Source organism: Achromobacter xylosoxidans, assembly GCF_002192695.1.
In the GTDB taxonomy this organism is placed as follows: Bacteria; Pseudomonadota; Gammaproteobacteria; order Burkholderiales; family Burkholderiaceae_B; genus Achromobacter; species Achromobacter xylosoxidans_C.
The window spans coordinates 25,381-45,036 of sequence record NZ_MTLG01000112.1 but is presented as its reverse complement, the minus strand read 5'-3'; the positions used below and the strand labels follow the sequence as shown (position 1 = coordinate 45,036).

Sequence of the window (19,656 nt, the reverse complement as noted above, 5' to 3'; positions counted from 1 at the left end):
CAGGGTCCGTGATGCGTTTTGTAATAGGACGTGTCATCTTCAAACGCAAGGCCGTTACAGATATGGGAGGATCGGTCCTCTTCGCAATGCTCGCCGCAGGCCCGGCGGCCGCGTTCCTGCCATCCAACCAGACCCATATGAGCGATATCGACATACTGCTGCAGCCCATACCCGGCGAGGCGCCTTGCGGCGCCGACATGGTGTTTTCCGCCGAGTTCGACGCCGTGCGCGAAGCCCGCCGCCACGATGATCCGAACCTGGACCAGGGCGACTGGGTCATCGACATCAAAGAGGCCGATTGGCCGGAAGTCATCCGCATCTGCACCATTGTGCTGCGTGAACAGAGCAAGGACGTGCGCGTGGCTGCCTGGCTGGCCGAGGCCTGGGCCAAGACGCGCGGCTTCGCCGGCCTGCGCGACGGCTATCTGCTGGTGGACGGCCTGTGCCGCCACTATTGGGAGGGCCTGCATCCCGTGCCGGACGAGGGCGACGTGCAGCAGCGCGTGGGCAATCTGGCCTGGCTGCTGGCGCGCTCGCAACAACTGATCCGCGAATTGCCGTTGACGCAGTCCGAGGGCGGGCGCTATGGCGCGGCCCTGTGGGACAGCGCCTCGCAGCTGGCCAACGCGGTCAAGCGCGCGCCGCAGAACGCGGCCGAGATCACGCGCGGCAAGCTCACGCTGGACCAGTTCGACGCCGCGCGCCGCGATACGCCGCCGGCCTTCTATTCCGAACTGGAAGGCAATCTGCAAAGCTGCTTCGCGGCGCTGGATACCCTGGAACAGACCCTGGCGCAGCGCCTGGGCGATGAGGGCCCGGCCTTCTCGCCGGTGCGCGACGCGCTGCGCGACGTGACCGAACTGACCCGCCGCTTCGCCCGCGACGCCGGGCTGCTGGTGCGCGCGGATACCGCGGCGCCGGCCGCTCCCGCCGCTGCGCCCGCAGTTGCCCGGATGGAGCCGACCTTGTCCGCCGCCGACCCTGTTTCCGCCGCGCCCGCGCCCGCGGCCGCGCGCGGCCCGCTGCAAACGCGCGAGCAGGCGCTGGCGCAGCTGCGCGAAGTGGCTGAATTCTTCCGCCGCACCGAGCCCCACAGCCCGGTGGCCTATCTGGCCGACAAGGCCGCCAGCTGGGGCGAGATGTCGCTGCACCTGTGGCTGCGCACCGTCCTCAAGAATGGCGATGCGCTGTCCGGCCTGGAAGAGCTGCTGGGCGTGCCCAAGCCGCCGGACCACAACGGCTGAGCCCAGCCATTGCTTGAGCGGCAACCGGCCCTTGCGGGCCGGCCAGGCGCCTAGCGGCTGGCGCGGAACTCGATGCGGCGGTTTTTGGCGCGGCCTTCCGCCGTGGCATTGGTGGCGAGCGGCTGGTCGGGGCCGGCTCCCAGCGTCTCGAAGCGCGCGGGCGGCAGGCCCTTGTCCACCAGGTAGGTCTTGACGGCGTCGGCGCGCGCCTGGCTCAGCGCCAGGTTGGTGCTGCGGCTGCCGGAGCTGTCGGTGTGGCCGATGATCTGCACCTTGTCGCTGTGCAGCTTGGGCACCACGTCCGCCACCTTGTCCAGCAGCTCGCGGCCGCGCGTGGTGAGCGTGGCGCTGCCGGTCTCGAATTCCACCACGCGGTTGGTCAGGACCTGGTCGAGCAGCCCCTGCTCGTCCTTGCTGGCGGACACGCGCAGGCCGTTGACGATCTTGTAGGTGGGATTGAGCGAGGTCGCGAAGGCGCTGGCAATCTGCTGGCGCGAGGCTTCGTTCTGCACTTCGCCGCGCAGGCGGATCTGGGTGCCGTCGATTTCCAGCTGGCCGCGGTTGATCTGTTTCAATGGCTGGCCGATGAGCTTGCCGACGTGCTCGGACCAGTTGGGCGGCGCGACCACGCCGCCCACATCGATCTGGTCGATCACGTTGCCCACGCCGTACACCTGCTGCAGCCGCGCCAGCACGTTGGCCTTGGTGGCCTCGTCCGGCACGGCGCCGCTGGCCACGACCTGGCCGGGCTGGGGGATGACGTTGGCGGGCACCACCGTGGCCGCGTCCTGGGCTGTGGCCGTGCAGGCATACAGCGCGGCCATGAGCAAGAAGGAATAGCGCATGGTCAGGCTCCGGTGAAGACTTCAAGAAAGGTGTCCAGCGCCAGGCGCAAGGACAGGCGCGGCTGGTCCAGGTAGCTGGACAGCTTGGCCAGGCCATGGCTGGCCGACACGTGGTTGCGGACCCAGGGCGCGTCTTCCAGCACGATGTGCTGTTCGGCATACGCCTGCGGCGTGGACAGCAGGCTGGCCAGGGTCTGCGGCGAGGCGCCGCGGAAGTCGACCGCCAGCCGGTGCTTGCCGGCGATGCGGCCGATGAAGAGGGTGATCTCGAAGTCCGCGCGCGACAGGAAGGGCGAGATCAGCGTCATCCAGTAGGCGGCCACCAGGTTGATGTAGAGCGGATCGTCGGGCAGCGGCAGCGACAGTCCCTTGTCCAGCTGCGAGGAGCCGCTGGACATCACCGGCTCCAGCAGGATGCCCAGCGCCAGGATGATGTCGTGCACGCGCGCGGCGTGGCCGTTGCCGCGCAGCATCGCTTCCAGCCGTTCCAGCGTCTGCAGGTCGACGAAGGCGTCGAAGCCGTCGTCGGCCGCCGTGCGGATCTCGCCTTCCAGTTCGTTGAGCGTCTGCAGCGCCGAGGCGGGATCGCTGTCCTGCATCAGCAGGGCGGCGGTGCCGCTCATGCGGTTCCACATGCGGCTGAAGGCGATGGGGCTGCGGGCGATGAAGGCCAGCGGCTTCTGCACCTCCACCGAGGTGGCGGACAGGAAAGGATAGCGGCGGCCCGACAGGTCCTGGCTGGGCTGCAGGTGACCCGCGATGGCCAGCTTGCCGCGCGATCCCAGGATGGCGAACGGCATGGGCTCGGCCTCGTCGTACAGCGCCTTCCAGTGCGGCTCCTGCGCCAGCATCTCCATGGTGCTGGCGACCCAGGCATCCAGCGTGGCCATCAGCTGCGGATGCGAGGTGTTCTTCACGAAGTCGCCGCGGCTGGGGATCTTGCCGAAGTAGGCCGTGCGGAACAAGGGGGACTGCGGGTTGCTCATTGCGGCGCTCCGGGTTGCGTCTGGGCGGAGGATTCGGAAGAGGCGCCGATCACGGACGAGGGCAGGCGCAGGTTGCGCAGGCCCTGGCTGCCGCCGGGCTCGCTGCCGCCGGCGCCGGGCGCCTGGGCGTTGCTGATGATGCGCAGCTTCACCGGCACCGTCACGTTGGATTTGCCCCAGCTCATGTTGAAGCTGCCGTCGGCGTTGGCGGTGCGCTGGGCGGTGGCGATCAGGCGCTCCAGGCCGAAGCGGCCGGGTTCGTTGACGATCTCGACCACGCTGCCGTCGAAGGTGGTGGCGGTGATGCGCGCGCCGGGGGCGCCCTGGGCGTTGGGCCACACGAAATTGACCCACTGCGGCGGGGTGTTGCGGTAGCGCAGCTGCTGGCCGTCGATCTCGATCGTGTACTCGGTCACGCCGGCCGCGGGCTTGGGCTGGATCTGGAACAGCGTCTGCGGCTGGCTGGCTGCGCCACTGCCGGCCGCGCCACCCGAAAGCGGTGCCACCCATTGCGCGAAGTTGGCCGTGAAAGCGGGCTGCAGGCTCACGCCCATGTCGCCCCAGGTGCGCGCCGTGAGGATGTCGCCGCGGCGCACGGTCAGGGGACCCAGCGTGTCGTTGACGTACCTGGCGATGCTGCCCTGCGGGCCGAACACCTGGCCGATCTCGTCGCTGCTGGCCTCGACGCTGGCGCGGCTGGCGAAGGGATACTTCTCCGCCAGGGTCTGGTTGAACGGACGGTAGACCTGCGCATTCCAGACCTTGTTCAGCTCGGACTCCGCCGGTTGCATGGTGACGGCGTAGGCCTGGATCAGCGGGCGCACCAGCAGCGGACGCAGGGTCTCGCGCTGCGTCGCCGACATGCCTGCCAGCATCTGCTCGTCCACCAGCTTCAGCGCATCGGCCAGTTCGGAGTCCTTGCCTTCCAGCGTCTGGCGCATCAGCGTCAGCGCGCCCGGGCCGGGATCGCCCTGGTTGTTCAGCAGGTTGAAGCGGGTGCGGATCTTCGACAGCGCGCCCATGTAGTTGCCCAGCAGCGACTGGTTGTCGCGAGTGACCACCAGCCGCGCCACGTCGGAGAATTCACGCCCCACCGGACCCATCGGAATCGCCTCGCCGTTGGCGGCGGTGGCGGGTGCCGCGGACGGCGGCGTCTGGCGCAGGATGACGCGCTTGAACCAGCCGACCACGCCGCTCTGCGCCTGCTGCAGCCCGGCGTTGATCAGCGAGGGATTGTCCCAGGAGGTCTGCTCATAGGTGGTGTTGATGAGCTTGGCGATGGGCGAGGTCTGTGGATCGCCCAGGCGGTTCATCGCGCCCACCGATTGTTCGAAGCTCGTGAAGGGCTTGATCGTCACGCCGCGCAGGAACTTCTGCCATTCCTCGGCGTACTCGGTCTTGTACATCGTCGCCAGGCTTTTCTGGATCTGCTCCGGGCTGCCTTCCAGCGTCAGGTCGTCGCGCGCGTTCACGCCCAGCACCCAGTCGCTGGTCTGCACTTCCTTCTTGGCGGCCTCGCCGATGGCGGGCTGGATGTACTGCTCCCAGGCTTCGCGCGTGAAGGTGCCGGGGATGGCATAGCTGCCCGCGACCACGCCCGCGTCGTTCTCGCCCACGATGCGCGCCACCGTCATGGCCTGGAAGCGCGTGGCGGCGCGCGCCTTGAGCGTGGCATAGGCGCGTTCGCGCGCCGGCATGCCCTGCATCACGGCGCGCAAGCTGCCGCGGGTCTTCTCGACCAGCGCCAGGTTGGTGTCGATCTGCGGCCAGCCTTCGTCCTGCGCGCGGCCGACGTAGAACGAGATCAGCCGCTCGGCGCTGCGGATCAGCTGGTCGCGCGGCATGGCGCCGCGGTTGGTCTCCAGCCAGCCGCGCCAGAAGCGCGTGATCTGGTCGGACAGGTGCGTGGGATCCACGTGCTGATGATTGGCCATCATCAGGTAGGTCTTGAGCGCGTTGTAGGCGTCGTCCGCATTGGTGGGCGAGGCGTCCTGGAACAGGGTGTCGCCATTGGTCGCGTGCGCGGCGCGGGCCTGCTGCGGCGCCGGTTGCGGCGTGCTCCCGTTGGCCGCCGCGGCAGAGGTATCGACCTTGGCCAGGAAGTCTTCCAGGCTGGCCTTCACCGGCGCCAGCATGAATTGGCGCGCGCCGTTGTAGTACTCGGCCAGCAGCCGCTCCTTCAGCACGTCGCCCTGGTACAGGCCCAGTCCCAGGGACCACGGCCGGCTGGAGGAATAACGGTCCAGCTGCTCGATGCGGTCCTGCAGGATCTCCATCGCTTCCAGTCTGCTCTGCAGGTCGGTGCGTTCGCTTTGCAGGCGGACCACCTTGTCCAGGTCGGCCTGCACGTTCTGCGCCAGTTGCCGGTTGCCCAGGTACGACCAGCTCCAGCCGCCCAGCACCAGTCCCAGCGCCAGCACCAGGCCGAAGAAGGCCAGGTAGCGCATGCGCGTCTTGGCGGGGCTGGCGTGCTGGCGCACCAGTTTCTTGTCCGCGAAGATCACGCTGGAGAACAGCTCGCGCAGGAAGAAGCCGTTGTTGGAGGTCACGCTGCGCGACTGCGCGCGCGCTGCGGGCCGCAGCTCGAAGCGTTCGGCCAGCCGTTCGGTCGACGTGCTTTGCGTGACGCCTTCCTGTAGCGCGCTGGTGAAGTAGAAGCCGCGGAACACCGGCTTGTACTGGAACGGATTGGTTTCGAACAGCGTCGACAGGAAGGTGCGCAGCGCGGGCTTGATGCCGGCGAATTCCAGCGGAAAGGTCAGCAGGCCCGGCGGCAGGTCGCGGCTGTTGCGCAGCGAGATCTGCGCCGTGCCCATTTCCTTCAGGCCTTCATACAGCTCGTCGAAGCGGCTGTCGAACAGCGCCAGCACGTCGCGGTTTTCCTCGGCGCCGTAGGGCAGGGTTGCGCCCCAGACGCGGTCGCGCTCGCTCTGGTCGCTGTCGGAGAAGAACTCGCTGAAGCCCGAGATCAGGTCCGCCTTGGTGAAGATGATGTAGACCGGCGCGAACACTTCCAGGCGGTCGGTCAGCTCCTGCACGCGCTGGCGCAGGTTCTTGGCCAGGTTGATCGCGAACTCGGGGCCTGCGCCCGTCAGCTCGTCGATGCTGGCGGCCACGATGATGCCGTTGATGGGTGCCTTGGGACGGTGCCGCTTGAGCAGGTCCAGGAAGCCCATCCATTCATTGCGGTCCTCTTCATGCACCGAGTAGCGGCCGGCGGTGTCCAGCAGGATGCCCTCGGTGGTGAAGAACCAGTCGCAGTTGCGCGTGCCGCCCACGCCTCGCACCGCCGCGCCGTTCTTGTCCGCGAAGGGGAACTGCAGGCCGGAATTGATCACGGCGCTGCTCTTGCCGGCCGCGGGGTTGCCGATGACGATGTACCAGGGCAGCTCGTACAGGGCCTCGTTGCCCGAGGTCTGGCCGATCTTCGAGGTCTTGATGGTGCGTACCGCCTGGGTCAGCCGCGTGCGCAGCGCTTCCACGTCGTTGCGGTTGGCGGCCGCGCCCGTCTGCACCTGCTGTTCCAGCATGTCGCCCAGGTTCTTGTTGGCTTTTCGGGTGCGCCGCCGGCGCCACAGATAGGCGCACAGCCACAACAGTACGCATATGCCCAGGGCGATGCCCGCCCAGATCAGGCCGATCTCCACCGTGTCGGCGAACAGGAACAGGAACACCACCAAGGCCAGCAGCCCGAGCGCCATGAAGGTGCGGGGATTGGCCAGCGCGCGCGAGGACCAATGTCGGCCCTCGCTGATGGCGCGGGAAGTGCCGGATAGGAGATCGGAGGGGCTGCGCATGGTTTGAGCTATGTTCTTTTGGGTCAGGCGGGGAGGGGTTCGGAGGAAGACACCAGCACCAGCGTCCGCAGCGCGGGGTCCTGGGTCATGAGTGCGAGCACGGGCGCGCCGGCCTGGGCGCAGGCGGCGCCCGCGACGGCCACGGTCAGCAGATGCGCGGCCGCGCCGGTATGGCCGCAACCGGAGCTCACCGCCAGGCATTCCTGGTTGGGGTCCAACGCCGGAAACAGCGCGGCAGCCAGGCCGGCGGTCTCCAGCGGGCGGCTGCCGCGGTGGTCGGCATCGCTGATCAACGCGGCCACGCCATCGGCGGGCTGGCCTTGTTCGGCCAGGAATTGCGCGGCCAATTCGGTCAGCCGGGGTTCATGCAGCGCGCCGCGCGCGTCGGCGCCGACCGAACGCGGCGCTTGCGCCGACAGGATCAGGGTCAGCGCGGCGTCGGCCCGTGCGGGCTCAGCGCCCGAGGCTTGCGCGGCCAGGTCCAGCAGCAGGCCCGCAGCGGCTTCGCCAGGAATCTGGCCCTGCGGGTTGGCATTGGTCATGAGCCGGCCGGCGGCGTCCCATTGCTCGACCCGCGTGGCGTCGATGTAGGAGTCGGCGACCGCGACCAGGCGCAGCGTGGCGCTGCGCGCGGTCAGGGGTTCCTGCGCCAGCTGGCGCAACAGGCCGTCGCAGGCGAGCGCGTCTTGCGCGGCATGCAGGCGCAAGGCGATGCGGCTGGCCGGCCACGCAGCCGTCGCGCGCATCTGGTCCGCGGCATGGTCGCGCACGGCGTCCGGCCATTGCGCCGGCAGCAGCAGTTCCAGCTGCAGCAGCGGCCATGCCTCGTCGCGTTGCGGTTCGCCCTGGTTCAGCACGATGGAGCGCGCCTCCTGCGACAGCGCCTCCACCACTTCCGCCAGCAGGGCGGTTGCACGCACGCATTCTTCCTCGAGCGCGGCGGCCGGGGCGCGGGCCTCGCGCGCCGTCGCGCGCAGCGCCTCGGTATCGAGTTGCGGCGCGCGCGCGCTGAACACCGGAAAGCCCTGCGTGTTCTTGAAAGACGGATCCAGGTCCGGACGCTGCTGCGCGGTCAGCGCCGCGTGGATGGCGGCAGGTTCGCTTCCGGCTGCGGCGCTGGCGGCGCTGGCCAGCACGCGCAGGCGCGCGGCGGCGGGCGCGGGCTCGGCCGCCTGGGCCGTGTTGTCCTGCGCGGGCTGCGCCGGCGCGGCGCGGGCCTCGCGCCGCGCGCGGACGATGCGCGTGCCGCCCCATGCCGCGACAATCAGCGCCAGCGGCAGCGCGAACAGATAGAGGCCGATGTCCACGCCGGTGGGCAGCGTGCGCGATTCCTGCCACCAGATGATGACGGCGAGCCAGACCACGCCGAAGACGAGGGCCAGCAGCAGCCCGGTTTTGAGTATGCGGCTCATGGATGCGACCCGACGCTTGCGAAGTTGATCATTGCGCGGCCTCGCCATTGCGCCGCATGACGCCCGGGCGGCGCAGCTCGGTGTGGCCGAAGTCCATCATCTTCCAGCGGCCGCCCCAGGTCAGGCCGACGCGCTCGGCGGTTTCGCCAAAGAGTTCATAGCCACGCATGGCCCAGGGATCCTTCTCGGACACGACCACCTTGCCGTCGCGCAGGAAGGCGCTGTCCGCGGCCAGGCCGAACTGGTGATAGCTCTGGTAGGCGCCGGCATTGGTCACGTGCGAGCCCATCTTCGCGAGTTCCGCCTGGCGGTCCGGGCTGCGATAGCCTTCGATCAGCACCATCTCGTAGCCGTGCTCTTCGCGCATCACGCGGTACGCGGCCAGCAGGCGCTGGCGGTAATCGGCGTCCAGCAGGTTCCAGTCGCGGCTGGCGCCGCCCAGGTTGGGACGCACCAATTCCACTTCGCGCGTGGTGAACGCTTCAGGCGGCAGCGGGGGCGGCGGGACCAGTCTTTCGCCAGTCAGCAAAGCCTGGATGCGAGGGTCTGGACCCGCGGTCCGATCCTCGTAAACAAATGTGTGATTGTGTCGCATGACGAAAGCGAAAAGTGACGGAAGCAGCACAACCAACAGCACTGCGGCGATGTGCCAGCGGTACGCCGAAAACGCGCCGCCGGCCTTTCCGAAGCCCGTGCGCAGCGCCTGCGCGGAGTCGCCCACGGCCCCGCCGGCGTGTCCCGCGCCGCGCGCCATGCCCTGGCGTATTCCCTGCGCGAACGCGCGCGCTCCCCGTGCCGTGGCCTCCCGCAAGGACGGAAAGACAAGCAACGCGGAGACGCCGATGGCGAGCAGAAAGTAGAGCGGCAGCAGGAGCAGCAAGGAGGTCCCTCAGTTACGAAGGCGTAATCTTTTGTTCTATTCGGGATTCAGGCAAGCGCTTGGACGTTGCAAAACGCGTCCGTGGCTTAGAACTCGTAACAAGAAACGGTGATGCGAAAGAAGTCATCAGGTATTCTCGAACCCCTTGGTTACAGGGGTGCTGACAGCCCCTGCAGACACGGGACTTCGCATGGCAGAAGACGAAAAAAGATCGCGATCACCGACCTCTGTTCCCAGCTTGCTCGCAGGACGCTCACCGTCACCGGATGAACGCGCGGCGTCGCGCATCCTCGCCGCGCTAGAGGGGCGAGTGCCGGACGCCGAAGTCAAACACCTGGCGCCCAAGCGCCGTTCCCGCTTGCCGCTGGCCTTGCTGCTGCTGTTGCTGACGGGCGCTGCGGGCGCGGTGCTATATAGCGTGTTCGATACGCCGCCGCTGCCTGTGGTCGCTGAATCGACTCCTCCTGTTACGCCGCCGGCGCAGCCCGTCGCCGCGCCAGCCGCTACAACAGCGGGTGCGCGCGTGGCCGCTGCCGATCCCGACCCGCAGCCTTCTTCCGCGGCCGTCATCGAAGACCATCCTCTCGCGCAATTGGGACTTCCCAATGCCGATGAGGACCGGACGCCCGAGAACCCCTTGTCTGCGCTGGCCGTCACCGCTACGCCGCCGCAGCCTCGCGCTGCGTTGCAGGCGCAGGCCGCCGCGCCCAAGGCTGCCGGGCCCACAGTGCCGCGCGCGAACACCGCGCAGGCCTCGCCCAAGGCGTCGCCCCAGGCCGCGCCGCAGCGCGCCAAGACGCCACGCAACGATTCCGACGCCGCATTGCTGGCTGCGCTGATGTCCTATGGCCTGCCACCGGCTTCGCCGCCCGGGACCAAGGTCTACAAGAACGACGGCGTCTTCGTGCGCGAACTGCCGGGCTCGCCCTTGGCGGCGCGCCTGGAGCAATGCCGCAAGCTGGGCTTCCTGGAAAGCGAGCAATGCCGCTTGCGGGTGTGTTCGGGTTATTGGGGCACCGCGCCCGAATGCCCGAATCCGCAAGCCCAGGTCGAACCCTGAGTCCTCAGAGAAGGTTTTTCCCCGCAATGGATCCGACTGCAACCCCCGGCTTGTTCAGTTCCGACGCCCGCCTTTTCAGCCTGGAAGGCGAGGGCGCGCTCGCCTCGCTGCAGGTCGAGGGCTGGATCGCGCGCGAAGCCTTGTCGGGCGTTTCGCAAACGCGCGTGGTCGCGCTGTCGGATAACGCCGGTCTGGATTTGCGCGACATGATCGGACGCCCCGCGACGTTGTGGACCACCCGGGCCGACGGCAGCCGCGCGGGCCGCAGCGGCCTGGTGCGCGAAGCCGAGCTGCTGTCGGGCGACGCGGGCCTGGCGCGCTACCGCCTGACCATCGCGCCCTGGCTGTGGCTGGCCACGCAGCAGCGCAACAGCCGCGTGTTCGAAGCGCGTTCCGTGCTGGACATCGTCGGCCATGTGCTGGGCGGCTACGAAGGCTATGTGCATCGCGTGGCCGCCGACGCGGCCGAAGCGCAGGCTGGCGTGGCGCCGCGCCCCTACACCACGGAGTACCGCGAGACCGACTATGACTTCATCAGCCGCCTGCTGGCCGAAGCGGGACTGGGCTGGACGGTGGCCGAAGACCCGGAGGTTCCTGCGCGTCACGTCGTGCTGATCTTCGCTGATAGCCGCGGCCTGGCCGAGGACTCGGAGTCCGCGGGCGGGGGCGTGCGCTTTCATCGCGCGGGCGCGACCGAATCGCGCGACACCGTGCAGGCCATGGCGCGCCAATGGCGGCGCGGCCCGGACCGCGTCACGGTCCTGGGCTGGCATGGCGGCGGCAAGCGCGCGGTGGCGGCCGAGGCGCTGGCGGGTCCCGTCGAAGGCGGCGAAGAGGCTGGTCTGGAATGGTACGAAGTGGCCGGCCACGGCAGCTTTGCCGATGAAGCCGAGGCGCGGCGCCAGGCGACCTTGGCGATGGAAGCGGTGCAGGCCGCTGCGGAAACCTTTGTCGGCCTGGGCAGCGTGCGTACCTTCCGTTCCGGCACGCGCTTCACTTTGCAGAACATGTCTCCGCTGGGTCCCGCCGCTGAAGAGGGCTTCGAACCCGCCTTCGCGCTGGACCGGGTCGAGCACGTAGGCATCAACAATCTGCCGCCCGAGACCCGCGCCTCGCTGGCGCAGCGGCTGGGCGGGCTGGACGCGTATCTGGCGTTGGACGCCGAGGCTCCCGAGTCGCCAGGCGTAGAGCGCGCGCGCGCCGAGCAGTCGCGGGCCGACGCTGCCGTGTTGGCGAAGGCGCGCGAGGTTGGCTATGCCAATCGCTTCCAGGCGGTGCGCTGCGACCGCCCCTGGCGGCCGGCGCTGCCGCAGGCGCGCGGCGCGCGCTTGAGCGGCGCGCCTTCGGTCCATGGCGTGCACACCGCCATCGTCACGGACGCGGACGGCGCGGTGCAGCCGCGGGAGCAGGACGAGATCCTGCGCAACAAGCGCGGCGACGTGCGCATCCGTTTCCATTGGCAGGCCGACGGCGCGGAGGGGCTGGCCAAGAGCCGCTGGGCCCGCGTGGCTCAGCGCCAATCGGGCGCAGGCATGGGCATGAGCTTCGTGCCGCGCATCGGCCAGGAGGTGCTGGTGCGCTTCCTGGACGACGACGTGGACCAGCCCATCGTCGTGGGCGCGCTGTACAACGGCCGCGGCGAGGGCGGCACGCCCGCCACGCCGGGCGGCCGCGACGGCGGCCAGGCCGACACCGAGGTCTACGCCGCCGCGCGCGATAGCGCGCCCAGCGCCCAGGCCAACCTGGCGGGAGGCAATGCGCCCGCCTGGCATGGCGCGGCCGGCGGCGACGAGAACCACCGCAACGCCGCCGCGCTCAGCGGCTTCAAGAGCAAGGAGTTCGGCGGCTCGGGCTACAACCAGATCGTGTTCGACGACAGCGACGGACAACTGCGCGTGCAGATCAAGAGCAGCCTGGAAGCCAGTGAACTGAACCTGGGCCACCTGATCCATCAGGCCGGCAACTACCGCGGCGGCCTGCGCGGCCTGGGCGCCGAGCTGCGCACCGATGCCTATGGCGCCGTGCGCGGCGGCGCGGGCGTGCTGCTCAGCACCTACGCCGGCACCGGCGCCTCCGCCGGCCCCGCAGGCGAAGCCGCGGGCTTGCAGGCGCTGGCCAGCCAGGCCGACCAGATGGCGCGTTCGCTGGACGGCGTGGTCGGCGCGCACCAGGGCTTGCGGCTGGCAAGCGCGCTGGGCTCCAGGGGACCGGAAGCCAGCGTGCTGGACGACGGCAAGGCGCCGCTGGCGGCCATGCATCGCGCCGTGTCCGGCACCGTCGCGGGCGACAGCCTGGACGGCGCGCGCAGCGACGCCTCGGCCAAGCACACCCAGGCGGCCGAGGGCAAGGTGCCGCACCTGACCGATCCGGTCGTGTTCATGGCCGCGCGCGCGGGGCTGGCGCAGGTCGCCGGCGAACACATGCAATACACCGCCGGCGAGACCGTGCACTGGTCGGCCGGCAAGGACCAGAACCTGGCCGTGATGGGCGCGCTGCGCGTGCATACCGGGCAGGGCCTGGGCATCGTCGCCGGCCTGCAGCAGGGCGGCGCGGACTCCGGCCTGGACCTGATCTCCGCCACGGGCGACGTGCACGTACAGGCCCAGCACGACATCCTGCGCGTGCAGGCGCAGAAGGACATCACCATCGGCAGCGCCACGACCAACGTGGAATGTGCCGCGCCCAAACGCATCCGCATCGCCACCGCGGCCGGCGCCAGCATCGTGCTGGAAGGCGGCAACATCACGGTGACCGCGCCGGGGCGCATCGACGTGAAGACGGGGAACAAGCAGTTTGCCGGGCCGGACCAGATGTCCTATGCCCTGCCCGTGTTCGTGCAGAGCGCGCCCGCGCCGATGAAGCTGGCCCTGCGCCTGCAGGACATGCCGGGGGCCCATGGCATCGCGCCGGAGGGCGAGACCTGGCGGATCGTGAAGGTGCCTGCGGAACTGAACGTGGTTCAACAGGGTGGACGCATCAATCCCCAGGTGTTCGATTCGTCGGAGTGGTCCGAGGTCTTGGGCGAAGGGAAGACGCCCGCCGGCGGCGAACTCGGCCTGACGGAAGCGCAGCAATACGCCGTCCATAGCGAAGTGATGGCAAATCCCGGCCGCGTATGGCTGATCAGCGGCCTGACCGCGCAAGCCATGACGCCAGCGCGTTGGACGACGACCTCGGAACAGGCGACGTCGGAGCGGATTCTCGATGCCCTAAATTTTGCGCGCAAGGGTTCGGAACTGGACACGGCGCACGCCGACTGGCTGTCCGAGCATGCCCTGGCCGACGGCTCGGCGCAGGGCCTGGAGACGCTCAAACCCAAGACGAAGGCATAAGGCAGGCGCCCGCCGGCTTGCGTTCAAGAAAAAGGCCATGGATAAACTCGACATAGACCAGTACACCGCGCAGATCGTCCCGGACACGATGACGACGGTATCGGGCCAGTACTTCGACCTGAACCAGCCCTTCGCCATGCCGCGGTATGGCAACCGCTGCGAGTCCTACATCACCGGCCGGGAATACATGGCGGCCGTGGCGGCCGCGATCCGCGGGGCGCAAAGCTTCATCATGATCGCGGACTGGCAGATGGACTACGACGTGGAGCTGGAGCGGCGCGGCGAGAACGGGCATCCGGGCCGTCTGTCTTCGCTGCTGGCGGCCGCGATACAGCGCGGGGTGCATGTGCGCATCCTGCTCTACGATTCGATCAGTATGGCTCTAAATACGCACGATGACACGACGCAGGACATGCTGCATGGCTTGCCCAAGGGCAAGGGTTCCATCCGTGTCATGCTGCAGAATGCCAATACGGGGCGGATTCCGGCAACAAACACTTTTTTTTCCCATCATCAGAAGTTCGTGCTGGTGGACGGAAAACAAGCATTCCTGGGCGGAATCGATCTGGCCTATGGCCGTTGGGAGACTCCGTCCTTCGATGTCGTCATCGACCCGAAAATCCACGTGTTGAACGACGCGTACAACGCGCAGCTTGTGGCGGCCAGGAAGGCGACCCAGGCAGAGCTGGACCTCACCCGGGCCTCGGGGGGACTGCCGGGATTTGAGCCTCCGTTGGGCGGAGCTCTGCTCGATCCCTTGCGGCAGCCGCGCGAACCATGGGAAGACGTGGCCATGAAAGTCGAGGGCCCCGCGGCCTTCGACGTTTTCCTGAACTTTGTGTTGCGTTGGAACAGCTTCGCGCGCGCGGGTACCAATGTGTTCGATCCAAGCATGGATGCGAGTTGGTTCGACCGAGCGAAGGGGTCTCAGCATTTGCTTGATCCGCAGACGCGCGGCAGCGGCAATGCCACGGTGCAGATATGCCGTTCGGCCTCGTCGACACAGTTGCGGGATGAACTGAAACTCTGGGGCGACAATTACAAGTACGTCAACGACGACTGGAAGACGCCCAACCCGAAGCGCCGGAAGATAGTTCAGGCCGCCCGGGCGAAGTGGGCGGCTAACCATCAGACCAGCATCCGGGACGCGATGGTCAACTGCATCCGGTCGGCGCAGGCCTACATCTACATCGAGAATCAGTTCTTCATTTCCGATTGCGGGGTGGATCAGCTCGGCAAGAAAACGTCGCCGGGGACGAATCCCATCATTCCGGAATTGGCCAATGCGATAGGGGCGGCGATCTATGCGGACCGGCCCTTCCATGTGTGGCTGGTGCTGCCAGAGCATCCGGAAGGCCTGTTGGAAGAGCCGGCGACCATGTCCCAGACGTGGTGGGCGCTACAGGGCGTCAAGCGCGCGCGCAACAGCCTGGTGCATCGAATCAACGCCACACTGTACGCCAAGCACCGCAAGACCAGGAAGGTGGCTCAGCCAGCCCAGACGAACGCGGACATCGCTGTCGCGCTTGCCAATTGGGGCATGGCGGACGAATGGCGCAAGTACCTGACAGTGTTGAATCTGCGGAACTACGGTTCGACACGTCTGGGTGTTGTTACGGAGATGATCTACGTACACAGCAAGCTGACCATCGTCGACGATGCGGTCGCCATCATCGGCAGCGCGAACATCAACGATCGCAGCCTGAACGGGAACGGCGATACCGAACTGGCTGCCGTGGTAGTGGACGACGATGGGGCTGCGATGACCGATGTTGGCGCAGGCGTGAGAGTCGTGACGCGGAAATTCGCCCGAGACCTGCGCATGAAGCTCTGGCGCAAGCACTTTGGCATGATGGTTGAGAGCGGCTCGACAGGCGTGCAGAAGGCTGCCGGCGTACCGCAAGGAATCAGTCTGGAGAGACCTTTGGATCCCTCCAGCATCGGGGCTTTGCAGCAGCTCGCGCACGATAACCGCGAGGCCTATAGCACTGTTTTCCGGCATACGCCTCGCAACAGTTTCCGCAAGCTCCTGGATGGACGCAAAGCCTTTCCTCCGATCTATACACAGGTCAAGAAATACGAGGTCAATGGCGTTCCAATCGGCAATGTCGGGCCGGACGGCAAGCTGCGTGATGGCTATATTCTGGTCGACGGTCCGCCCTCGGGGGAATACGATTTCACCAAGTTGCCTGATTTGCAGCCGACGTACATGGCGAATTCAGAGCATAAGATCGAACAGGCAATTGCCTATTTGCGTTCCAAAGTTAAGGGGTTTTTCGTTGAAATGCCCTTGGCGTGGGGGGCTGGCGAAGGAGATACGCCGAAGCCGCCGGGACGTGTCCTGGATAGCGTCATCGCGGAGCAGACGAGTAAGCCGAAGGAAGACTTTTTTGAAAGCAAGAAAGAAGAACAGGCAGCATGATGAGGTTCTTGCCCGCCGTGCGGCAGTTGGTGCCGCCGGTTGACGCCCTAGGAGACAAGTCGTGCGTGAATTCTTGATCTGGGCTGCCGATATGGCGTTTCAGACCGCGTACGCCCTGGTGTACGTGCTCCCGCTAGTCTGCGTCGTGGGGATTGCGGTTCATATCTGGCCGCATCGCTTCGGAGCATTGGGATCGTCGGCCGCACGCAAGGGGCTCGCGATAGTCATGGCGGCCGTATGGCTGTTGGCGATCGTGGGATTTTTTCTGCTCCTCTATGTTTCGCGGAGCTATTCCCGGGAGCATGGTTTTGTCCTGGTCGCTTTTCTTGCCTATATGGCGCCGTCGCTGGTCTTGTCTCTGATCGGATTGATCGTCCGATACAAGACTCGCGTCAGGGACGAAGAGGATGATTGATGTTCCGCTCACGCTGCTAAAGGCGGGAGAGACCTTCGCCACGGAAACGATATCGCTGCTGCCCGTGGTATGGGCCGTCGGCTTGCTATTGTGTATCGAGTCCGACCTGCCATGGTTGCGGTCGACGACCTGGCGTCTCTTGCGGAATGTGATCGTGGCGCTGATGGCGCTGTTTCTGGTGTACGTGGTTGTCTACGCAATATACGGTTCGGCAGTGGCTGTCTATTTCGATGATCACGGGTTCACGAACCTTACTGTACGTACCTTGTCCACGATGTGGGTGTCGATCGCGCTGGCATTGGCAGGAGTTGTGCTGTGGATTCATCGTCGATCCAGGCAGAACTCATGACGATTTTTCGAAAATAGAAAAGAAGAGCGGGCGGTTGGATGGAGGCCTAGTTTGCGGGAAATCTTGATGGCGCTCGCTGAATTCGGAGTGTTGATCGTCCGATCCTCCTGCTACGTATTGCCGCTTGCATGCGTGTTGGCGGTGATCATCCATCTTTGGCCACAGCGCTTTGGCAAGCTGGGAACGGTGGCTTCCAGGCGTTGGATTTCGGGAGGAATGGCGGCGATTTGGGTGTTCGCGCTGTCATTGCTCTTCCTGCTTTATTGGGTTGCTAGCCGATACGACAACGGATACGGCTATGCGATGCTTGGGCTGATGACTTACATGAGTCCGTCGCTCATCATGTCTCTCGTTGCGTTATTGGCCCATTGGCGATTGGCGCGGAGGGACCGCGAACATGTATGAGTTCCCCGTCAATATTCTTCTTTTTGGCAAATCTCTGGCCGTAAACCTCTTTCAGCTTCTTCCAGTTGTTTGGGGTATAGGCATTCTTTTATGCGTCGAGTCCCATCTTCCTGGGCTGTTGCCGAAAGTTTGGCGTAGGGTACGTGATGTCGTCGCCGTCATGATGGCCGTTTTTCTGTTGGTGTGCGGCGTCTATGCCATCTTCGGATACAGCGTTGCCGCTGTTTTCGATAAGCCCGGATATTTTCACATGACCGGGGATGCCTTGTGGGCATTGTCGCTATCCATCGGGATGGCGGTGCTCGGACTGGTGCTGCGTGCGCGTGCCCGGCCCGCCGTCTAGGTTGCGTTTTTTGAGGGCGTTGCTGAAACGGCGCTGCGCATGACGGAACCCTTATCGGAAAAGGGGACGCCCAGCACAGTTTCCGCTAACTATCTTGGGAGACGGTATTGGACGACTTGATGCTTTGGTCCGCCGAAAGGGCGTTTCGGACGGCACAGGCGTTGATGTACGCGCTGCCACTTGTCTGCCTTTTGGGAGTCGCCGTCCAGGCCTGGCCTGGCAGATTTGGGGTTTTGGGATCTTCAGCGTCACGCAGGGCATTTTCCTTTGTCATGGTAGCGGTCTGGCTCTTCGCTATCGCGGGCGCATTGTTGCTCAATCATGTCACCGAGAACTATTCGCGGTCTTATGGTTTCCTCTTGCTCTCCTTCCTGGTTTATCTGGGGCCGTCAATGATCTTGTCGCTCATCGGGGGGATTGTCCGATGCAAGATGCGCCGGGCGGAAAGGGGTAATGGTTGACAACGTGGTGCCAGGGCTTGCGGGAATTGGTCGGGAGTCGAATCTTCGACGGCGGCGGCTGGGCCTGAATGGCCAGCCGATTCGAATCATCCATATCGTCGTTCGACTTATGACCGGCGGTACGGTTACTTTTCTGCCCCGCTTGCCCTACTATCTGGGGCCATCGCTGATCCTGCCTCGGATCGGCCCGACGCTGCGCCACAGATTGCGCTGAGAGCGTCGGTTCTAGCCCTGGGAGAAGAATTTGCGCGCGGTCCTTGCTGCGATTGCCGAGTCTGGCATGTTGATCGCCCAGTCGACGGCCTACCTGGTGCCGGCGGCGGGCGTCCTGGCGCTGATCATCTGCCGATGGCCCCAGCATTTTGGCCGGCTGGGGACGCGGTCCTTCAGACGCGGGATATCGGCTGGAATGCTGGCGGTCTGGGTTTTTGCGCTGGTCCTGCTGGGCATGTTCTATTGGCTGGCGACCAACCATGACAGCGGCTACGAGTTTCCGCTGCTTGGGCTGATGCCGTACATGAGCCCGTCTCTACTTACCGCCCTGATCGTCCTGCTGGTCCATCGGCGAATGGCGAAGCGGGAGCGCGGCCATGAATGAGGTGTATCCCGCCAATGTCCTGCAGTCCGGCGAATTGCTGGCCTGGGGGATATTCCAGATCGTTCCGCTCTGGTGGGGCGCTGGAATCCTGCTGTGCCTGGAGTCCAATCTTCCGGGGCTTTCGGCCAGGGCCTGGCGCGCGGTGCGCGACGTCACGATCGCGCTGATGGCGGTGTTTCTGCTGGCCTGCATTGCTTACGCCGTCTTCGGCTATGGCGTCGCCGTCCAGTTCGATCAGCCGGCCTATTTCGACAAGGCGCTGGAAGCCTTGCGCTTGCTGTCGCTGTCGATGGGAATGGCGGTGTTCGGGCTGGCGCTACGCGCCCGTATCGGGCGCGGCGCCGTTTCCCGCAGCCGTTAAAATCCCGCCATGCTTCCGCCTCAAGTCCTCGTTGCCCTCATCGTCCTGATGCTCGCCGTCGTCATCCCGCTGTTCGCGGTGACGATCCAGCTAAGCCGTTTCATCCATTGGTCCTTCTGGGCCGACAAGGCCACGCGCGGCGAGCGGCCGCATTTCACGGGGCCGGTGCTGGCGCTGATCTTCAGCACCCTGGCCGCCAGCGATTTCGTGGGGTATGAACCCTTTCTGACGATTTCGGAGATGAATCCGGTTCCGATCGAGGCCAGGGCCTATTTCACCGTTGCGATGCTGGCGCTGGCTGTGTGGTGCTGGGCCTATGGGCGGTCGATCCGGGACCGCGTGCTGCGCATGATCGGGACCCGCGCGTCTTAGCGGGGGCCAGGGTTCACGCATGATGTCGATCTACGGCTTTCTTGCGTTGGGCGCCCTGGCATTGGCCATCTGCGTGCCGTTCGCCGCGACGGCGATACAGCTGATTCGCCTGCTGTGGTTCATCACGGGCGACAAGGAGACGCGCGGCGCGCGTCCGCGCTTCACGGGCCTGGTGCTGGCGATGTTTTTCAGTTCGCTTGCGGCTACCGAACTACTGTCCGTGGAGCCATTCCTGACCCTGTCCCACCTGAATCCGGTGCCGCAGCAGCACCGGGTGGAATTCATGATCGCGATGCTGGCGCTGGCCCTCGCGGGCTGGATATGGGGCGGCGCGATCTGGAACCGCCGGTCAGGCGGCTGAGGCGGCCGCTGGA

The 19,656-nt window shown here is 66.2% G+C and carries 18 protein-coding genes; 13 read left to right on the top strand and 5 right to left on the bottom strand.

Annotated elements, in window-relative coordinates; genetic code table 11:
• Window positions 1-137: 137 nt before the first annotated feature.
• Window positions 138-1,244, top strand: a complete 1,107-nt coding sequence (tssA, locus tag BRO63_RS27570; RefSeq protein ID WP_088142978.1) for a type VI secretion system protein TssA — start codon at window positions 138-140, stop codon at window positions 1,242-1,244.
• A gap of 50 nt (window positions 1,245-1,294) precedes the next feature.
• Here tssA and BRO63_RS27565 read toward each other — a convergent pair whose 3' ends face one another.
• The 5 genes from BRO63_RS27565 to BRO63_RS27545 form a co-directional block, all read right to left on the bottom strand.
• Window positions 1,295-2,089: an OmpA family protein gene (locus BRO63_RS27565; RefSeq protein ID WP_088142843.1), complete on the bottom strand. Its 795-nt coding sequence runs from the start codon at window positions 2,087-2,089 to the stop codon at window positions 1,295-1,297.
• Window positions 2,090-2,091: 2 nt separating this feature from the next.
• Complete coding sequence (gene tagF / locus BRO63_RS27560; RefSeq protein WP_088142842.1) at window positions 2,092-3,075, bottom strand: type VI secretion system-associated protein TagF; 984 nt, start codon at window positions 3,073-3,075, stop codon at window positions 2,092-2,094.
• Window positions 3,072-6,776 carry a type VI secretion system membrane subunit TssM gene (tssM, locus tag BRO63_RS27555; protein WP_088142977.1) on the bottom strand — a complete coding sequence of 1,235 codons (3,705 nt, stop codon included), beginning with the start codon at window positions 6,774-6,776 and terminating at the stop codon, window positions 3,072-3,074. The genes tagF and tssM overlap by 4 nt, the downstream gene beginning before the upstream one ends.
• A 119-nt stretch (window positions 6,777-6,895) precedes the next feature.
• A complete protein-coding gene (locus tag BRO63_RS27550; RefSeq protein ID WP_088142841.1) occupies window positions 6,896-8,284 on the bottom strand; it encodes a hypothetical protein in 1,389 nt (462 codons plus the stop codon).
• 28 nt (window positions 8,285-8,312) lie between these two features.
• Window positions 8,313-9,164 (bottom strand): M15 family metallopeptidase, encoded by an 852-nt coding sequence (locus tag BRO63_RS27545; protein ID WP_088142840.1) that lies wholly within the window; start codon window positions 9,162-9,164, stop codon window positions 8,313-8,315.
• Between the two features lie 310 nt (window positions 9,165-9,474).
• On the opposite strand from BRO63_RS27545, the gene BRO63_RS27540 reads away from it, so the two are divergent.
• The 12 genes from BRO63_RS27540 to BRO63_RS27485 all read left to right on the top strand — a co-directional run bounded on the left by BRO63_RS27540 (window position 9,475) and on the right by BRO63_RS27485 (window position 19,643).
• Entirely contained in the window at window positions 9,475-10,224 is a 750-nt protein-coding gene (locus BRO63_RS27540) for a hypothetical protein (protein ID WP_088142839.1), read from the top strand.
• A 26-nt stretch (window positions 10,225-10,250) separates the two neighbouring features.
• The gene (locus BRO63_RS27535) at window positions 10,251-13,556 is read left to right on the top strand and encodes a type VI secretion system Vgr family protein (protein ID WP_088142838.1); all 3,306 of its coding nucleotides are present in this window, start codon (window positions 10,251-10,253) and stop codon (window positions 13,554-13,556) included.
• Window positions 13,557-13,593: 37 nt separating this feature from the next.
• On the top strand, window positions 13,594-15,978 hold the full coding sequence (locus BRO63_RS27530; RefSeq protein WP_179215238.1) for a phospholipase D-like domain-containing protein: 2,385 nt from the start codon (window positions 13,594-13,596) through the stop codon (window positions 15,976-15,978).
• Window positions 15,979-16,039: 61 nt separating this feature from the next.
• Window positions 16,040-16,393: a hypothetical protein gene (locus BRO63_RS27525; protein ID WP_088142836.1), complete on the top strand. Its 354-nt coding sequence runs from the start codon at window positions 16,040-16,042 to the stop codon at window positions 16,391-16,393.
• Window positions 16,386-16,742 carry a hypothetical protein gene (locus BRO63_RS27520; protein WP_088142835.1) on the top strand — a complete coding sequence of 119 codons (357 nt, stop codon included), beginning with the start codon at window positions 16,386-16,388 and terminating at the stop codon, window positions 16,740-16,742. Before BRO63_RS27525 ends, BRO63_RS27520 begins: the two co-directional genes overlap by 8 nt.
• A gap of 66 nt (window positions 16,743-16,808) precedes the next feature.
• A complete protein-coding gene (locus tag BRO63_RS27515) occupies window positions 16,809-17,147 on the top strand; it encodes a hypothetical protein (protein ID WP_143218600.1) in 339 nt (112 codons plus the stop codon).
• Complete coding sequence (locus BRO63_RS27510) at window positions 17,140-17,490, top strand: hypothetical protein (RefSeq protein ID WP_088142833.1); 351 nt, start codon at window positions 17,140-17,142, stop codon at window positions 17,488-17,490. The genes BRO63_RS27515 and BRO63_RS27510 overlap by 8 nt, the downstream gene beginning before the upstream one ends.
• A gap of 453 nt (window positions 17,491-17,943) precedes the next feature.
• Complete coding sequence (locus BRO63_RS34080; protein ID WP_143219521.1) at window positions 17,944-18,165, top strand: hypothetical protein; 222 nt, start codon at window positions 17,944-17,946, stop codon at window positions 18,163-18,165.
• A 66-nt stretch (window positions 18,166-18,231) separates the two neighbouring features.
• On the top strand, window positions 18,232-18,549 hold the full coding sequence (locus tag BRO63_RS27500) for a hypothetical protein (RefSeq protein WP_143219520.1): 318 nt from the start codon (window positions 18,232-18,234) through the stop codon (window positions 18,547-18,549).
• Window positions 18,542-18,910, top strand: a complete 369-nt coding sequence (locus tag BRO63_RS27495; protein ID WP_143219519.1) for a hypothetical protein — start codon at window positions 18,542-18,544, stop codon at window positions 18,908-18,910. Before BRO63_RS27500 ends, BRO63_RS27495 begins: the two co-directional genes overlap by 8 nt.
• A gap of 9 nt (window positions 18,911-18,919) precedes the next feature.
• The gene (locus tag BRO63_RS27490; RefSeq protein WP_088142829.1) at window positions 18,920-19,282 is read left to right on the top strand and encodes a hypothetical protein; all 363 of its coding nucleotides are present in this window, start codon (window positions 18,920-18,922) and stop codon (window positions 19,280-19,282) included.
• A 19-nt stretch (window positions 19,283-19,301) separates the two neighbouring features.
• A complete protein-coding gene (locus BRO63_RS27485; protein WP_088142828.1) occupies window positions 19,302-19,643 on the top strand; it encodes a hypothetical protein in 342 nt (113 codons plus the stop codon).
• Window positions 19,644-19,656 lie beyond the last annotated feature (13 nt).

Excerpts from the sequence above, each read along its gene's own strand:
- tssA (WP_088142978.1), top strand. The coding sequence starts at position 138 with ATGAGCGATATCGACATACTGCTGCAGCCCATACCCGGCGAGGCGCCT.
- BRO63_RS27565 (WP_088142843.1), bottom strand. The coding sequence starts at position 2,089 with ATGCGCTATTCCTTCTTGCTCATGGCCGCGCTGTATGCCTGCACGGCC.
- tagF (WP_088142842.1), bottom strand. The coding sequence starts at position 3,075 with ATGAGCAACCCGCAGTCCCCCTTGTTCCGCACGGCCTACTTCGGCAAG.
- tssM (WP_088142977.1), bottom strand. The coding sequence starts at position 6,776 with ATGGCGCTCGGGCTGCTGGCCTTGGTGGTGTTCCTGTTCCTGTTCGCC.
- BRO63_RS27550 (WP_088142841.1), bottom strand. The coding sequence starts at position 8,284 with ATGAGCCGCATACTCAAAACCGGGCTGCTGCTGGCCCTCGTCTTCGGC.
- BRO63_RS27535 (WP_088142838.1), top strand. The coding sequence starts at position 10,251 with ATGGATCCGACTGCAACCCCCGGCTTGTTCAGTTCCGACGCCCGCCTT.
- BRO63_RS27530 (WP_179215238.1), top strand. The coding sequence starts at position 13,594 with ATGGATAAACTCGACATAGACCAGTACACCGCGCAGATCGTCCCGGAC.
- BRO63_RS27520 (WP_088142835.1), top strand. The coding sequence starts at position 16,386 with ATGATTGATGTTCCGCTCACGCTGCTAAAGGCGGGAGAGACCTTCGCC.
- BRO63_RS27515 (WP_143218600.1), top strand. The coding sequence starts at position 16,809 with ATGGCGCTCGCTGAATTCGGAGTGTTGATCGTCCGATCCTCCTGCTAC.
- BRO63_RS27510 (WP_088142833.1), top strand. The coding sequence starts at position 17,140 with ATGTATGAGTTCCCCGTCAATATTCTTCTTTTTGGCAAATCTCTGGCC.
- BRO63_RS34080 (WP_143219521.1), top strand. The coding sequence starts at position 17,944 with ATGGTTGACAACGTGGTGCCAGGGCTTGCGGGAATTGGTCGGGAGTCG.
- BRO63_RS27500 (WP_143219520.1), top strand. The coding sequence starts at position 18,232 with ATGTTGATCGCCCAGTCGACGGCCTACCTGGTGCCGGCGGCGGGCGTC.
- BRO63_RS27495 (WP_143219519.1), top strand. The coding sequence starts at position 18,542 with ATGAATGAGGTGTATCCCGCCAATGTCCTGCAGTCCGGCGAATTGCTG.
- BRO63_RS27490 (WP_088142829.1), top strand. The coding sequence starts at position 18,920 with ATGCTTCCGCCTCAAGTCCTCGTTGCCCTCATCGTCCTGATGCTCGCC.
- BRO63_RS27485 (WP_088142828.1), top strand. The coding sequence starts at position 19,302 with ATGATGTCGATCTACGGCTTTCTTGCGTTGGGCGCCCTGGCATTGGCC.